Raw genomic sequence first — 16,318 nt, 5'->3', positions numbered from 1 at the left:
ATTATCCATCATGTCTGAAAGCCGATTGCCGACTGCTGAAAGCCCAAAAAAAGAAATCCATCCCTCAAACGAAGCATGGATTATCTGTATTATTAACCTAACTAATTTATAAATAAAGTCACAACCTGACCTGTATTTTTCTTTTTAACTTCCGCTTTTCACGCGCGACTGGATGTCGTCAGACCCCGTGTTGCGTTGTCTTGTTTTCACATTCTGGTTACCAAAACGATAGGTAAATGTGATGCGGGCCTGGCGGCTTGGCCATGTACTTTTTACACGCAGATCGATATCCTCGAATTTTGTCGTTCCCCTGAATTTGTTAGACCAGAACGGGTCCTGAATACTCAGACGAATCGTTGCCTTCTTGTCCATTAACGATTTTTGCAAACCCAGGTTAATAGCTCCCTGCGACTTGGATGACAGCAGTCCATAAATAGCCGGGCTGTTAAACCATCCCGAAATCTCGGCTGTCCAGTTTTTGGGTAATGTAAATGTGTTGTTTACGTAAGCATTCCAGGTAAAAATGTTCATGTTAAACTGCGCATTGCGGTAGAACGTTTTATACTGGTTATATGCTCCTGTTACGTTGGTTTGCACATTCCACCATTTTGTTACGGGAATCGGGGCGGAAATGGTTAAACTCACATAGTTTTGATGATCAAGGTTTTCCGAAGTTACATAAGTCTTGTTTTCTTCCGGAATCAACATCGGCACTTCATCGGCGATCATATCCTTGACACGACTGTACGCCAGCGTTGTGTTCAAAAAACTTTTATAAACGTGTACGAGCTGGAACGAATGCGTATACTGGGGACGAAGATTTGGGTTCCCTTTTTGGAATGTATAAGGATCCAGGTAGTATTCAAAAGGATTCAGCGACTGGTAGTTCGGACGGTCGATACGATAGCTGTATGACAAATTCAACACGTTGCTACTATCCAGGTTTCTTGACAGGAAAACACTCGGGAACAGGTTGAAATAATTACGGTCACGTATGCTGTTTAAGGTTACCGAGTTACCGATGGCGTGGGTGTGTTCAGCCCGTAAACCCAGTTGATACTTGGTTTTGGAATTAATCTGGCCGTTAAAATTAGCATATCCCGCGTTGATATTCTCGGTATATTTAAACTGATTGGTACGTGACGGATCCAGTTGCCAGGTATCTCCAAACGTTTCGAAAATCATATTGTTGTCAGATTTTACATAACTTGATTTCAAACCTGCTTCAAATTTTCCTTTGCCAATAGGCTGCGTGTAATCCATTTTCGCCACGCCGATGTTAATCAATGCGGGCATATTATTGCGAATAATGTCCGGCGTTCCTTCTGGTTTTCCCTCTGGACTGAAATATCTCGTATCCAGTGAATTAAATCCTTTGCTGTCGTAACGGACATAATCGGCGTCAAAAGTCAGTTCTTTGCCTTTGTCGTTAAACTGGTGCTTAAGGTTAACATTGGCGCTGATATTATTCATGGTATTATGTGCCCTGGTATCGGTGTGATAGGTCTGGCGCAGGCTAAGGTCGTCATTTAATATTTCAGCATTGGTTGCACGCAACGGATTTTTCCATGAGTTATAGAACCCTGAAAACAGCACACCGATTGTCGTTTTGTCCGTAGCAAAATAATCCATTCCTACCCGATAATTATAGTTTCTCGCACGCCAGTCACTTTTGGAGATCATATTAAAGGTGGTTGTTTTACCCTCATATGGAATCGCCCGGTAGATGTCCTGGCTATTAAATCCTTCACCTTCAAATGCACTTCCTGTGCCAAACAAACTAATTTTTCCTTTTCTGTTGTTCAAAGCCAGAGACGCGTTGCCTCGTCCATATCCCGGAGAAGCAATACCCCCGCCGATTGAAAAATTACCATTCGTTCCGAAATTTTTATTTTTCTTAAACTTTATATTGATGATCCCCGAATTTCCGGCTGCATCATATTTTGCAGATGGATTGGTGATCAGCTCAATTTTTTCGATGTTATCACTCGGTGTGTTCCTTAACAAATTAACCAGTTCTGCCTGGGTCAGGTAAGTCTGTTTACCATCGATTTGCACAATGACACCATCTTTTCCCCGAAGTTGCAGCTTATCATTTTGTTGATCTACGGTTACACCAGGAGAACGCTCCAAAACTTCCAGTGCCGTAGCACCTGCGGAGACAATACTATTTTCGACATTAATAACCGTGCGGTCTATTTGTTGCTCAATAAAGGGCTTTTTGGCCGTAACAGTTACTTCATTCAGTGCCTGTGATTCGGGTTGAAGTTTGAAAGAAGGAACGTTTACGGTTTTTTCAGATACTGTAAAATTTTTGCTATAAATTTTTTGATAGCCAACCATTGACACCAGTGTAAGGTAATCGCCGGCATCTATCTGGTCGAAAATGAATTTTCCGTTTTCATCAGTAGCAAGTCCTTTGGATAGGGTGGAGTCCTTTGCTTTAAGGAGCAAAACGTTAACAAAAGGAAAAGGTTGGGACTTTTCATCCTGAATGGATCCCGAGACCTTTCCTTTTGTTGACGGAGATTGAGCGAGCACAAAGCTAGCGCTCAGTAGCAGGGCTACAGTTAGATTAATAAAGATTTTCATGGCTAATAGATCGTTATATTTTCAAGCGATACTGCTTGGACTGTCTGGAATTTTATAATGCTGTTGTTCTCCGCGTATCGACTACATTGCAAAGATAAGTACTTGGTATAACATAGAACCTTAGATTACATAAATGGTAATTATGTTGTATGAACGGAAATACAAGTGACCAACTTACTTTTGATAGATACAAATAGAAGCAGGAATGTTGCACGAGGAAAGAAAAAAAGTTTAAAAGGTAGGATTATCAAGATGAATAGGCCTAAAACCAGGATAATTTAGTAATTAGATGTTCTGTTTTAACGAAACAAAAAAATGAAATGATCAACAGGCTGTATGATACCTCACTGAGTCTTCTTACCGATTTATACCAACTGACGATGGCCTATGGTTACTGGAAATCGGGTAAGGCGGAGCAAGAGGCGGTTTTTAATCTTTATTTCAGAAAACACCCGTTCCAGGGAGGTTTTACGATTGCCTGCGGTTTAAGCAGCGTGATTGATTATTTAAACGAATACCGGATCGATGAGGAAGATCTGGAATATATAGGGTCCATTACCGGCAGTGATGGGAAGGCCTTATTCGAACCGGCATTTCTGGACTATCTCCGCAGCATGGAATTTAAGTGTAATGTAGATGCGATTCCGGAAGGTACGGTCGTTTTTCCGAATCAACCCTTACTTCGTATTCAGGGGTCGGTTTTACAGTGTCAACTGCTGGAAACACCGCTGTTGAATCTTATTAATTTTCAGTCGTTGATCGCGACCAAAGCCGCAAGAATGCGCCTGGTCGCGAATGATGATGCCCTTTTGGAATTTGGTTTACGAAGAGCCCAGGGGCCGGATGGAGGGATGACCGCCAGCCGGGCAGCTTACATCGGTGGTTTTGATGCGACTTCCAACGTGCTGGCGGGTAAGCTTTACGGTATTCCTGTAAAAGGTACGCATGCGCATAGCTGGGTCATGTCATTTGAAACGGAGCTTGAAGCGTTTGAAACCTATGCGCGTTATCTGCCGAATAATGTAACGTTGCTGGTCGATACCTATGATTCAATGCAGGGTGTGGAACATGCGATCACCGTCGGAAAACAGCTCCGGGAGCGGGGATACGAATTGGGAGGAATCCGTCTTGATTCCGGCGACCTTGCTTATTTAAGTATAGAGGCACGAAAGCTGCTGGATGCCGCCGGATTTGAGAAAACAAATATCGTTGCCAGCAATGATCTCGATGAATATATCATGGATAGTTTGAAAATCCAGGGCGCGAAAATCAATGTATGGGGGATAGGAACCAAACTGGTTACGGCATTCGATCAACCGGCATTGGGAGGGGTTTTTAAGTTGGCTGCGATAAAAAGTGAATCGGGTGGGTGGGATTATAAATTGAAATTATCAGAGCAAGCCATTAAAGTTTCCACGCCGGGAATTCAGCAGGTACGCAGGTTCAAGGATGCTAAGGGTTTTATTTCAGATATGATTTTTAATATTGAAACACCGCTCATAGGAAAATCGACGATGGTGGATCCTTACGATTTTACGAAAACCAGGTCTTTTTCTGAGACGATTGCTTACGAAGATCTATTAGTTCCGATTTTTGCAAAGGGTGTTTTGATATATCATTTGCCAACCATTCATGAAACCAGAAAACGTGTTGAACAACAACTTTCGCATTTTCATCCGGGGATTAAACGTTTTGTCAATCCGCATACGTACCCTGTTGGACTTGAAAATGAACTATTCGACTTGAAAACGGATCTGATCGTAAAGTTGAGGGCAGCAAAGTAACAGATCTAACGATTGAAACATGAGCGATGAAATTCCAAAACCGGATACTAAAATTTTAAAAGAACTGATTTTATACCGGATGCCATTCGGGAAGTATAAAGATTGGCTGATAACAAACTTGCCTGTTTCTTATCTTGAATGGTTTGAATGTGAAGGTTTTCCGGCGGGGAAACTGGGTATGATGCTGAGTACGATGTACGAAATCAGGTTGAATGATCTGATGTTCTTAATCGATGGACTGAAGAAAATTTATAAAAAATAATTCTGATTCTTTTTGAATAAAAGATTTTAGGTTGTGACAGAAACTTCAAAAGAAATATTCAGTCTAACGGATATTGAAGTATTTAACAACCGAAAATATGTCATATGTCAAAATCTGGATTCATGCGGTTTGGGGTACGAAAAATAGAGAGGCTATTTTAAAACCAGTCGTATTAAAGAGTCTGTGTAGTCATATTCTGGCCAATGCGAAGGAAAAGGGAATTTTTATTGATAGGATCAATGGATATGATGATCATATCCATGTATTGATGCTGCTCAATCCGGACTTTGGAATATCAAAACAAATGCAGTTTTTGAAAGGTGAAAGTACTTATTGGGCGAACAAAACGCATTTAACGAAAGACAGGCTGTATTGGGCGGATAAGTACTTTGCTGCTTCTGTCAGTAATGACAAAATTGATTTCGTCAGGCGGTATATTGACAATCAGCAGAACCATCATCAAAAACAAACCTTCGCGGAAGAGTACAGAATTTTTGTCAACAGTCTGGGATATTCGGAAGAAGACTTTGGCTAAAGCCTGCTGGTACGGGAGAGCTTTGCAGACCCAAGGCTGAAGCCTTGGGTTAACGTGCTTTCTTTTATCGGAAGCTTTGGCGTTTGCTGGCTAGGATACTTGTAGGAGGACTTTGGCTAAAGCCGAGAGATATGGTTGGGGGCTTCTGAGCTTCCCAAGGCTGAAACCTTGGGTGAATGTGCTTTCTTTTGTCGGAATCTTTGGCGTTTACTGGGTAGGATACTTGTAGGAGGACTTTGGCTAAAGCCGAGAGATATGGTTGGGGGCTTCTGAGCTTCCCAAGGCTGAAACCTTGGGTGAATGTGCTTTCTTTTGTCGGAAGCTTTGGCGTTTACTGGGTAGGATACTTGTAGGAGGACTTTGGCTAAAGCCGAGAGATATAGTTGGGGGCTTCCGAGCTTCCCAAGGCTGAAGCCTTGGGTAAATGTGCTTTTTGTTTTGTGAAATCGTCCCGCTGATCAATCAGGTTCCTGCAAAAAAATAACCCAGGGTTTTAGCCCTGGGTCAAAAAGTCACTATATGCCTGGATTTCAATTTACTAACCCAAGGATTTAGCCTTGGGGAGATGAGTTCCCGGTAGCCAGTCGGGCTTTAGCCCGAAGTACTACTTCTTCTCGGGCATCAGCACTACTTTGATGAAGTTATCATCCGAAAAATACTTGTTGGCAGCAGCTTTTGTACTTGCGACGGTAATTGATTTTAAAAGTTGATCCTCTTTTAGAATCTCGTCCAGATCATCACCAAGGAACGTATTTTCGTCGATATAGTTAATCCAGAAATTATTGGTTTTAAGCGCAACCTCAGTTTTACGTTTGGTTTCTGCTACAAACTTTTCAATATCTTTTGGATCAGCTCCGTTTTCTTTGATTTTCTTCATTTCCGCAACACTGCGACTTACCAGTTTTTCAACATTCTCAGGCGCACAGCCAAATCCGATCGTGAAACGGTAATGCCCGGACGGGAACTTATCTACGTCCTCTGACACTCTTACGCCGTACACACCGCTTTCTTCCTCACGAAGCGCTTCAATCAATTTAATTTGTAAAACCTCCTGCAAAGCCTCAATCTGGATATTGTTTTCCGGACTGTAATCGTATTCCCCGCTGTTAATCAGGGTTACCTTACTTTTCGGTTCCAATCCCTTGTAGATTGTTTTGTCAATGCGACCTTTTGGTGGGAATATATTCGGGTGTTTGTAAGTATCGTCACGGTCAGTAGAGGGTAATCCGCCAAGATACTTTTCAAGCAAAGGTTTTATCGCATCTTCTTTGAACGCTCCCACAAATGTGAAAACAAAGTCAGAAGCATCAGCGAAGCGGTTTTTATAAATTTCTACGGCACGATCAAGGCTAACCTTATCGATACTTTCCGGCGTTAGCGGACGGCGATCAGGGTTATTGCTTGTCAGCACCGCGTTCAGTGAATCCGAATAAACCTTGTCCGGCGTCAAAGTCTTGCGCATATTTTCCAGATATGATTTTTGGTTTGCCAGCATACCGCTTACCACTTCTTTATCTTTACGCGGTTCTGTAAAATAAGCATACATCAGTTGCAAAGTAGTTTCCAGATCCTTTGGACTTGTGCTGCCTTCCACGCCTTCTTTTAGCTCCGTTACGAAAGGACCGCCGCTTACCGTTTTTCCGGCCAGAAATTTCTGAAGCTGTGTCTGATTGTAAGGTCCGACACCACTGGACTGGATCATATAACTTGTGAAAATTCCAGTTTCACGCTCACCAGGGAACAGTGAAAAACCGCCTTTCCCGGTCGCCTGAATCAATATTTCGTCATTTTTGAAATCTGTAGGTTTAAGCAAAACTTTTACACCATTCGACAAAACGAGCTCTGTAATGCCCAACTTTTCGTTTTTCTTTTCACTAACCAATTTCCCGGCCTTAGGTTCGGTAGCAAGCAATGGAGAATCCAGAACATCGTCAACATAGGCAGTGACATTTTTGCCAGATTCTGCCAGTAACGTACGGATTTTAGCCTCTGTTGGCAAGGCGTCCTTTGCTTTTTCCGGTCCCATGAGAACCACAGAACGGTTTTTATCCGTAATATATTTTTTTGCAAGACCGTTAACCTCTTCCAGTTTTACACCATCAATATGTTTTTGTAAAAAAGCATAGTACGCTTCAATACCCATATAAGGTTTTTGGTGCAGAAAGTGATTGAGGTATTCAGAAACGTAGTTTGCTGATTTCGTTTTATCTTTTTCCTTATAGGCCTGCTCCATTTGATTCATAAAATCCTTTTTGGCGCGATCCAGCTCGGGAGCGGTGAAGCCGAATTTTTGAACACGTGCATTTTCTTCCAGCAAAGCCACCAAAGCAGTTTCAACGGATCCCGGGTCCTTGGCCAATGCCACAGAAGTATAAGAATCAAGATCACCCAGGAAATCGCTGTAATTGCTGGCACCGTAAAGGAACGGTGGATTTGCTTTCTGCGTAAGTTCCTGCATACGCTGGCCCATCATGGCATTGTACAACCCTTGGGCAATGTTATTTCGTACATCCTGCAAAGACTTTTCTTTGGAATTCGGTTGTTTATAAATGACCTGGATGACATTTTGAGGATATTCCGGATCCGTTACGATCGCCACATTGGTACTTCCATCCAACGGAATGGCGTATTCTGTACGTTTTTTAGGTTTAGGCGTAACAGGGATCTTGCCAAATTTCTGGCTGATCAGCGCCTCTACTTTTGCTATGTCAAAATCACCCACAGCAACGACCGCCATCAAATCAGGACGATACCAGTCTTTGTAAAATGCTCTGATCGTTTCCGGTTTGAAAGATTTCAGGATACTGTCCTTCCCGATCGGCAAGCGGTCGGCATATCTGGAATTGTTGAGGATCATTTTGAGGTATTTATCGCGCATACGCTGCTGTGCGCCGCGACCCATCCGTGATTCTTCCAGAACAACCCCTCTTTCTTTTTCAATTTCGGCAGGGTCCAGCAATGCACCATGTGCCCAGTCGTCTAAAACCTGAATCCCTTTTTCCAGCAATCCTGCCGAATCCGTTGGAATCGGAAGCATATATACGGTTTCGTCAAAACCGGTATAAGCATTTAAGTCTGCACCAAAGCGTACACCTGTTTTTTGAAGGAAGTTAACCAGCTCATTTTTCGGGAAGTTGGTCGTTCCATTAAAATTCATGTGTTCCATAAAGTGCGCAAGTCCTTGCTGCGCATCGGTTTCCAGAACGGAGCCTGCCTTAACGATCAGCCTTAGTTCCGCACGATTTTTGGGTTCGGCATTTTTTTTGATATAATAAGTAATGCCATTTTTAAGCTTACCGGTTTTAACAGAGGGGTCTAATGGAACTTTCTGTGTGTGTAAGTCTTGTGCCATTGACGGTAACACAGCCGCAAGCGACATACCAGACATGCACAAAATCATGAGAGATTTTTTCATTTCACTTATATTAAGTTGATAAAATGTATAAGAAACGAAAGATATAGTTAATCGCTTCGATTGCAAAGAGACACGGTTAAAATATTTTCGTTGCCTGAAAGATTAAAGATTTGACGCAGAGCCGAAAGAGCCGGGTGAATCTGTTTCAGGAGGGGCCGATTTTAAAAATAGATGATTCAGGTGCCAAGAAACAGACCGTTAATTTTATCGGGAAATTCAATTATACTTTGCACACATTTTTTTCATAAATGCAAGGCTGTCTTTTGCCAGATCTTCGGCATTGTATTTTGAAGCGCGCCATAAGGAAGTCGGGCCGATCAGCTCTTTAATTTCCGACGAAAAATTTTCCAGAACCAGCGCGCCTGTATAGTTGATTTTTGATAAACCCTTAAAAAGTTCGTCCCAGTGCACGTTGCCTTCTCCCAGCATCCCCCGGTCACTCTCCGTCATATGGACATGAAAAAGTTTATCGCCAGCTTGCACAATCGGATCATGGAAATTTGACTCTTCGATATTCATATGGAAGGTGTCCAGATGTAAACCCAGGTTAGCTGCGTTTGTTTTTTTAATTAAATTCAGGGTTTCACCGGCAGCCGTGCAGATATAGCTTTCGTATCTGTTGACGGGTTCGATCCCGATTTTTATTCCGAGCTTCGCTGCATAGGCGGAAACTTCCGTCCACACCTGGCAGATGATCACCTCCTCTTCCTTTGTTCGGGGCAGACCTGTGAAAACGCCGATGCCGGAATGCAAAACACCTCCAAGAAAATTGACACCAAGCTCAGCGGCTTTATCCAGAGCTGCTTTTATTAACGTCGTTGCCTCCAGTGGATGAAACGGGATATGACAGTTTTTGGGCAGGTTTAAAGAACAAATGGCTTCGATGTTATGATCGCGGAGTTGTTTTTTAACGGTGGCGGCATCGAAATCCATGGAGACGGGAAGCAGAATTTCCAGTATATCAAATCCTGTTTTCGCTGTTTTTTTTATCGCATGAAGCCCGGATTCTGGTGTCCAATGGGGTGGAATCCAGGATAATATTGAAGCTCCGAATTTTGGATTTAACATAAGTCAGTAAAGTTTAAATTTCTTATTTTATTGAAAATACGATGTCCGCAGGTTAATCAGGGACAGTTTATTTTCTTAAATGACAGGCCTTTTTTGAAATTAATTTTAGAGCGGTCCAGGAAGCTGAGCTTTCCATTCTTCTCCGATACGTCACCAAATCCTTCAATAAGATCACTTCCTTTTTTTATCAAAACAATCTCTCTGACCGATTCATGCCCTTCGGAAGAAAATACATAATCGGCTAACAATGTGTCGCCTGACATTTTACCCCGCACCGTTCCCTTGTTGCGGTCTTTTTCAAATAACTTATATTCAAGATCGCCCGTAACGATATTGTTAACCGTATTGATGTGTAAAAAAGCGGTGTCTTTTTTTGCAATATAGGTGAAGCAGTCATAGTGCTCGAAATCACTGATCAGCTTGTCAGGTGCTGTTGTTTTGGTATAGGTAATTTCTTTCCCACCAGTAACTTTTAAGACCATTGTGCTGTCATTGACAGAGACGATTTTGAGCGTATCAATAAAATTCGTTCCCTTGCTCGAATCCTGGTACGTACCGTAAAGAATCAGGCGGTCTCCGAATTTTTCCCATTTATCATAACGTTTATCACCAAGGTTGATAGCCGCGGCAGTCCCTTCGTCTTTCAGCGTAAATCCGCTTTGATGCTGTGGCTGGTCTTCCATCGGCGTGGCCCAGCTTCCTGAAATGGAGCCTGATTCCTGGCTACACGAAGCCAGCGTAATGCCAATGCCGAGAATAAAAAAAGATAGCTTTTTCATTGAAAATACGTTGATGGATTTGTTAACTAAAAGAGTATAAGCTCCCCTTTAACGCATCAAGGTATCATTCAATTTTGAGGAAGTTATGATATTTACTGATTTTTATTTTCAAGATCCAGCAGCCATTGTTTCCGCCAGATACCACCGCCATAACCCGTCATCTCACCGTTTCCGCCAATAACTCTGTGACAGGGAACGAGAATCGATATCCGGTTCATGCCGTTTGCATTGGCGATTGCACGAACAGCTTCGGGCTTTCCCAACGCAATGGATTGCTGTTTGTAGGACCGTGTTTTGCCATAAGGAATATTTTGCAGTTCTTTCCAGACAGCCTGTTGAAAATCTGTTCCGGGCATAAATAATGGAACTGAAAAATCTTTTAGCTCACCTTCAAAATATGTGGTTAATTCTTTTTGTAACAGGTCAAAATGAACATTTTCGCCCTGGACAATCGTGGCGTTGAGTAGCCTTGCCAGGGTTTTAAATTCGGTTTCCAGCATGCGCCGGTCCGTAAATTCAAGCAGACAAATTCCCTCTTCAACCGCACAGGCAAACATCGGACCCAACGGGGTTTCCAGTCGGTTTATGTTGATGATCCGTTTGTTTTTGCTTAACGTTGGCGCAACACCAAAAATGGATTTGAAAGAGTCATTGAAGCCACTCAGGGATTCATAACCAGCGTCAAAGGCCACGGATGTAATGCTTTGCCCGTCCTGAATTTTCCTGAAAGCAGAGTTAATCCGGAACATCCGCTGATAGGATTGAAAAGTAATCCCATGATTTTTTATAAACCACCGTCGGATTTTGCTCGGTTCAATTCCCCTCTGGCTCAAATCCCAGTCCTTGAATTTATGTGAGGGATCGAGGCTTAATGCGGCCAGGATTTCGCGTATGTAGTCAGGTGTTTCACCCATTTTGTCGAGCGGATTACAAACCTTGCAAGGCCTGTAACCATGAAGAATCGCGTCTTTGGTCGTTTTGAAGAACTCAACATTTTCCTGTTTCGGTTTTCGGGCGGTACAGGTCGGACGGCAAAAAATACCCGTTGTTTTGACAGCTGCTATAAAACTCCCTTCATAGGAAACATCTTTGTCGAGCAGCGCCTGATACATGATTTCGTTTGTAAGCATAGGTGTTTTTTCTTACAAAAATAGAGACGGCCAGAAGCGGCTGCAACCGGAAAATTGACAAGCATTTTTTTGATTTAAAATGGTATAAGGGACCACTAACTTAGGATGAAATGATTGCATTTCGATCTTTGTAAGATCTTGATATTAAAATGATACCTGTAATAACAAAAGGTATGCTCAGTATTTGTCCCATGTTAATAAGCAATTCGTTCTCAAATGCTTCCTGATTGATCTTTAAAAATTCGTCAAGGAAGCGGAAGCTAAAAAGAGTGGTCAGAAATATGCCGAGCAGAAAGCCATCCCGGATCTTGTCGCCTTTTATTTTCCATATTAAAAACATAAAAACAAAAAGAAAAAGACAAAAAATGGATTCGTACAGTTGAGCAGGATGTCTTGGGATATTGTCGGCTGATGTGAATACAAAGGCCCACGGTACAGCGGTCGGAATCCCGATCATTTCAGAATTTATTAAATTTCCAAATCGGATAAATGCGCCTGTTAAAGCGACTGCAATCGCGATTCTGTCCGCGATTTGGAGATAACTTTCCTGATATTTTCTGCAATAAAGATAAATTGACACAAAAACGCCCAGACCACCGCCATGACTTGCCAGTCCGGATAATCCTGTAAATTCAAAAGATGGTGACAGGCGTATCGGGAGAATTTCAATCGGGTGATGCCAGTAGTAGGTCGGGTCGTAGAAGATAATATGCCCGAGTCTGGCTCCAAGTAAGGTTCCAACCAATAAGTAGGTCGCCAGGATATCCAGCTGGTTTAAGGCTTTTCCTTCCTTTTTATATATATAAATCATAATCTGATAGGCTAGGAAAATTCCTGCTGCCCAGCATAGTCCATACCATTTTGGAATTTCCAGATTTGGGAATATGTTGGGACTGACAGTCCAGAGTATATAGGAAAGCGATGCAGGAGCCATTTAAAGATAACAATTTTGGCAAAACAGGATTAGAAAAGAAAAAATAGCGGTATTACGGAAAATCCTGTCCGCTGAGAAATGGAAGGACTTTTCCTTTTCTATGATGTTAAGAATTTCATCGCCATTGATTTCGTTCAGGCTGTTTGAAATCTTAAAATTTTTCCAAGATGTATTAAATCGATCTGAATTCATGATAGGCAGCTGAAAAGATTTCTTTTAGTTTATTCTTAATCCGGTTCATACGGGTGCTGATATTGGTTACCGACAGGTTCAGCGTTTCTGCAATTTCCTTGTGGCTATATCCTTCAAAATGTAAGATCATGATGGCTTTGTCGTTAACTTCAAGTTGATCGACAAGAAACAGCAGTTGCTGAATATCATCATTTGGAGGGTCAGTATTGAAACCTGTATTCAGATGGATGTCTGACAACGGGTCATTTAATGCATTTTTCTTATCTTTTTTGATTTTAGTAAGAATAGTATTCAGTGCCACTCTGTAAAGCCAGGTGCTGATTTTAGCTTCACCGCGAAAGGTTGGCAGCGATTTCCATAATTGCAAAATAATATCCTGTCGTGCATCTTTTACATCTTCATCGTCGGTATAATAGACGTGGCAGATGCTATTGATGATACCCTGATGTTCCTGAATGATTTGTACGAAATACGTTTTGGTTACAGAATGCATCGCTATTCATTTTGATGGCAGAACATTAGTATCTATTGAAACGTTAAATGTCACAAACGGAATAGAGAAATGGCAATAAAATTCTCTGAATCGATTACCGCAATGCCAAATCCATCCGTACAATCTCAGTCACTTCAATACTTAGAAATCCAAATTCATCAACCACTTTTCCGTAAATTTTATAAATACCTTTATTTGATAAATTGTACTTTGCCGCTACCGGAGGGAAATGTACAGTATCAATAAATTGACCTTCCTGATCCAGAAACGTGCCAAACTGCATCCGTTCTCCTTTTGATGTCCGTGTATTTTTGATAGCCACAAGATAGCCGTACTGTATTACATCCTGATCGACGTGCTTATACAGATCTTTTGACATCACACTTTTTGACATCGGATTTTTTAGCAGTTCAAATGGGCTGCAAAGCGGGTAGCCCAGTAATTCGATCTGATCATAAGCTTCGTCGGTGGAAGAAGTTTCAAATGCCGGCAAATCAAATTCTTTAACATCAACCTGAAATAATTGCTTTTGAGGCACTTTGTTTTGAGTCTTACTTAACCGGAAATGCGCTTTCCAGAGCAAGGTCTTTTTATCGATTTTAGTAAACCGGAAAGCATTGATACGGATCAGGATCGTCAACTGCTCGATTGAAATAGCAACCCGGTCCAGAAAATTATTTAATGAGGTGAAGTCACCTTCGTTCTCCCGGGCTTCGATGATGCGGGTGATTGTTTTCTCTTCGATTTCATTTAATGACTGCATGCCCAGATAAATGTCATTCCCCTTGATCACGCTCTGGGCCTGGCTGTGATTCACACAAGGTGCAAGTATATTCCCGCCGAGCATCCTGGCTTCATGGACATATAACTCCGGTGCGTAAAAACCGCCGCCATTATTCAGCACGGCCACCATAAATTCGAGCGGATAATAAGCTTTCAGAAAAAGCGTCTGATAACTTTCTACGGCATAAGAGGCAGAATGCCCTTTGGCGAAAGCATAACCGGCAAAGCTGGCGATCTGCCCCCAAATCTCTTCTGTTATTTTAGAGTCGTATTTTTTGTTCCTGCAATTTTTGAAAAACTTGGCCTTAACCTGCTCGAATTCATCTCGCCCGCGAAATTTTCCGCTCATTCCCCGACGAATTACATCGGCTTCTCCCAAAGTTAAATCGGCGAAGTAATGGGCTACCTTGATCACATCTTCCTGATAAACCATGATGCCATAAGTCTCAGGCATTAAATCGAGCAAAACCGGATGCGCATTTTTCGCTCTGTCATGATCCTGGTGCCGCAAAATATACTCCCGCATCATGCCGCTTTTGGCAACACCGGGGCGGATGATCGAGCTTGCAGCAACCAGACCCAGATAATTATCCACTTCCAGTTTTTTCAAAAGCATACGCATCGCCGGCGATTCCACGTAGAAACAGCCGATGCACTGCGCCTGTTTGATGAGGTCGTTGATCCGGGGATCGATTTTAAACTGCTTCACATCATCAATATCAATTTTTGGGGCTTCGGGCTTGTTGTATGCGATGATTTCCAAAGTTTCCTTGATTTTCGCCAAGCCGCGCTGGCTAAGGATATCATATTTGTTCAGGCCGACATCTTCGGCGATCACCATGTCAAACTGGGTTGTCGGAAAACCTTTAGGCGGAAGATCGGTAGCGGAAAAATAATGAATAGGCCGCTCGGAGATCAGAATCCCGCCCGCATGGATACTTAGGTGATTCGGCTGTTTATTTTCCTGAAAATACTGGGCATATTTAATCACCAGCGCTGATAGCTGATCGAGTTTTTTGGGATCATATTTGCCATCACTGAGTGCATCAATTTCGTAGGTTGGCAAACCGAAAACTTTGCCCAGCTCTCGTACAGCAGCACTGTGCTGAAAGGTACTGTAAGTGCCTAAAAGCGCTGCCTGGCCTTTTTTGCCAAAAGTGTCAAAAATGTATTGGGTAATATCCTCCCGATCTTTCCACGAAAAATCGATGTCAAAATCAGGAGGATTTTTTCTATGGATGTTGATGAAGCGTTCAAAATAAAGATCGAGTTCGATAGGGTCCACATTGGTTATACTAAGCAGATACGCAACGATGCTGTTTGCCCCGCTTCCGCGCCCGACATAGTAATAGCCTTTTCGTTTTGCATAACTTACAATATCATGGTTGACCAGGAAAAACGGGACAAAATTCTGTTTCTGGATAATTTCAAGTTCTGATGCGATCCGGTCAAAAATCTTGTCGTTAATATCGTTTCCATAGCGGTAGCCGAGCGCTTTATAGGTCAGCGAAGTAAGCAGTTTATAATCCTCAGCCTCACTTTCTTTGTATAATTTAAGATTCTGATGCTGTCTTTCATCCCCGAAAGTAAAATGGATGTGGCACTGATCCATCAGTTTTTCGGTATTGTAAACGATCGTGTCGAGGTTTTTAAAATGATATTCCAGAACCTTGGCGGGTAATATCTGCTCGGTTTCTTCGCCTGTGGTAAAATTTGAAAGTTTACTCAACAGCGTATTTTCATCAATGGAGCGTAAAAGCCGGTGCGCACTGAAATCCTTCTTATGCCGGAAACTCACCGGATGTAATATGACAAACCGATCATCGTATTTAGCCAATGGAGAAAACCGGATGCGGTTTAAATCCTTGATGGTGATGCCGATGTATTCGTTGCTGGCAAACGATTCTTTTTTTGTTTTTAGTAATTGCTCGAAGGCATAGATGAAAATAGCATTTTCGAGAGCAGGCGCCTGATCCGGAAAATTTGTTTTGTCATGAGAATGCCTGGATAAATAGGCGTTCAGTTCCTGAAAACCTGTATTGTTTTTAGCCAATCCTATAAATTGCTGTTGCATACCGTTTCTGAAATCAATACCCAGAATAGGTTTGATATCATATTTGGAAGCAGTGCGCACAAAATTCAGACAACCGGACGTGTTGTTGATATCGGTAAGCGCGATGGTATGGTAATCATGCTGCACGCAAAGTTTAAGTAATTCTTCCTCCGGTATCATCCCGTAGCGAAGACTGAAATAAGAGTGACAGTTGAGTAACATGATGTTTTTTGGGGGACGTTGGCGAATCCCTAAGGGATGAAAGTTTATGGTGAAAATTGTGAAGCGCGAATCTAAC

11 protein-coding genes are annotated in these 16,318 nt (G+C 42.2%); 3 read left to right on the top strand and 8 right to left on the bottom strand.

The window, feature by feature from the left end:
• Positions 1-144: 144 nt before the first annotated feature.
• Positions 145-2,592, bottom strand: coding sequence for an outer membrane beta-barrel protein (locus tag RB622_RS22385; protein WP_308048914.1), 2,448 nt, complete (start codon positions 2,590-2,592; stop codon positions 145-147).
• Between the two features lie 320 nt (positions 2,593-2,912).
• Here RB622_RS22385 and RB622_RS22380 point away from each other — a divergent pair, with 320 nt between their 5' ends.
• The 3 genes from RB622_RS22380 to tnpA all read left to right on the top strand — a co-directional run bounded on the left by RB622_RS22380 (position 2,913) and on the right by tnpA (position 5,173).
• The gene (locus RB622_RS22380; protein ID WP_308048913.1) at positions 2,913-4,376 is read left to right on the top strand and encodes a nicotinate phosphoribosyltransferase; all 1,464 of its coding nucleotides are present in this window, start codon (positions 2,913-2,915) and stop codon (positions 4,374-4,376) included.
• 19 nt (positions 4,377-4,395) lie between these two features.
• Positions 4,396-4,638 carry a DUF3820 family protein gene (locus RB622_RS22375; RefSeq protein WP_308048912.1) on the top strand — a complete coding sequence of 81 codons (243 nt, stop codon included), beginning with the start codon at positions 4,396-4,398 and terminating at the stop codon, positions 4,636-4,638.
• 97 nt (positions 4,639-4,735) lie between these two features.
• Positions 4,736-5,173: an IS200/IS605 family transposase gene (gene tnpA / locus RB622_RS22370; RefSeq protein WP_308048911.1), complete on the top strand. Its 438-nt coding sequence runs from the start codon at positions 4,736-4,738 to the stop codon at positions 5,171-5,173.
• A 604-nt stretch (positions 5,174-5,777) separates the two neighbouring features.
• Here tnpA and RB622_RS22365 read toward each other — a convergent pair.
• The 7 genes from RB622_RS22365 to RB622_RS22335 form a co-directional block, all read right to left on the bottom strand.
• A complete protein-coding gene (locus RB622_RS22365) occupies positions 5,778-8,588 on the bottom strand; it encodes an insulinase family protein (protein ID WP_308048909.1) in 2,811 nt (936 codons plus the stop codon).
• A gap of 216 nt (positions 8,589-8,804) precedes the next feature.
• Positions 8,805-9,656, bottom strand: a complete 852-nt coding sequence (locus tag RB622_RS22360; RefSeq protein ID WP_308048908.1) for a sugar phosphate isomerase/epimerase — start codon at positions 9,654-9,656, stop codon at positions 8,805-8,807.
• A 56-nt stretch (positions 9,657-9,712) separates the two neighbouring features.
• Positions 9,713-10,435 (bottom strand): lipocalin family protein, encoded by a 723-nt coding sequence (locus tag RB622_RS22355; RefSeq protein WP_308048907.1) that lies wholly within the window; start codon positions 10,433-10,435, stop codon positions 9,713-9,715.
• 92 nt (positions 10,436-10,527) lie between these two features.
• A complete protein-coding gene (locus RB622_RS22350) occupies positions 10,528-11,565 on the bottom strand; it encodes a trifunctional transcriptional activator/DNA repair protein Ada/methylated-DNA--[protein]-cysteine S-methyltransferase (protein ID WP_308048906.1) in 1,038 nt (345 codons plus the stop codon).
• Positions 11,566-11,665: 100 nt separating this feature from the next.
• Positions 11,666-12,499 carry a prolipoprotein diacylglyceryl transferase gene (lgt, locus tag RB622_RS22345; protein ID WP_308048905.1) on the bottom strand — a complete coding sequence of 278 codons (834 nt, stop codon included), beginning with the start codon at positions 12,497-12,499 and terminating at the stop codon, positions 11,666-11,668.
• Between the two features lie 172 nt (positions 12,500-12,671).
• On the bottom strand, positions 12,672-13,184 hold the full coding sequence (locus RB622_RS22340) for a sigma-70 family RNA polymerase sigma factor (protein WP_308048904.1): 513 nt from the start codon (positions 13,182-13,184) through the stop codon (positions 12,672-12,674).
• Positions 13,185-13,278: 94 nt separating this feature from the next.
• Positions 13,279-16,242 carry a DNA polymerase III subunit alpha gene (locus RB622_RS22335; protein ID WP_308048902.1) on the bottom strand — a complete coding sequence of 988 codons (2,964 nt, stop codon included), beginning with the start codon at positions 16,240-16,242 and terminating at the stop codon, positions 13,279-13,281.
• Between the last annotated feature and the right edge of the window lie 76 nt (positions 16,243-16,318).

The sequence above is a fragment of the Dyadobacter sp. LHD-138 genome, assembly GCF_030929615.1.
Lineage (GTDB): Bacteria > Bacteroidota > Bacteroidia > Cytophagales > Spirosomataceae > Dyadobacter.
The sequence above is the reverse complement of the archived record's forward strand: the minus strand, read 5'-3'. Positions and strand labels throughout refer to the sequence as shown.

Bases quoted from the DNA above. Each gene is read 5' to 3' on its own strand.
- RB622_RS22360 (WP_308048908.1), bottom strand. From the start codon at position 9,656: ATGTTAAATCCAAAATTCGGAGCTTCAATATTATCCTGGATTCCACCC.
- RB622_RS22340 (WP_308048904.1), bottom strand. From the start codon at position 13,184: ATGCATTCTGTAACCAAAACGTATTTCGTACAAATCATTCAGGAACAT.
- lgt (WP_308048905.1), bottom strand. From the start codon at position 12,499: ATGGCTCCTGCATCGCTTTCCTATATACTCTGGACTGTCAGTCCCAAC.
- RB622_RS22365 (WP_308048909.1), bottom strand. From the start codon at position 8,588: ATGAAAAAATCTCTCATGATTTTGTGCATGTCTGGTATGTCGCTTGCG.
- RB622_RS22335 (WP_308048902.1), bottom strand. From the start codon at position 16,242: ATGTTACTCAACTGTCACTCTTATTTCAGTCTTCGCTACGGGATGATA.
- RB622_RS22350 (WP_308048906.1), bottom strand. From the start codon at position 11,565: ATGCTTACAAACGAAATCATGTATCAGGCGCTGCTCGACAAAGATGTT.
- RB622_RS22355 (WP_308048907.1), bottom strand. From the start codon at position 10,435: ATGAAAAAGCTATCTTTTTTTATTCTCGGCATTGGCATTACGCTGGCT.
- RB622_RS22385 (WP_308048914.1), bottom strand. From the start codon at position 2,592: ATGAAAATCTTTATTAATCTAACTGTAGCCCTGCTACTGAGCGCTAGC.
- RB622_RS22375 (WP_308048912.1), top strand. From the start codon at position 4,396: ATGAGCGATGAAATTCCAAAACCGGATACTAAAATTTTAAAAGAACTG.
- RB622_RS22380 (WP_308048913.1), top strand. From the start codon at position 2,913: ATGATCAACAGGCTGTATGATACCTCACTGAGTCTTCTTACCGATTTA.
- tnpA (WP_308048911.1), top strand. From the start codon at position 4,736: ATGTCATATGTCAAAATCTGGATTCATGCGGTTTGGGGTACGAAAAAT.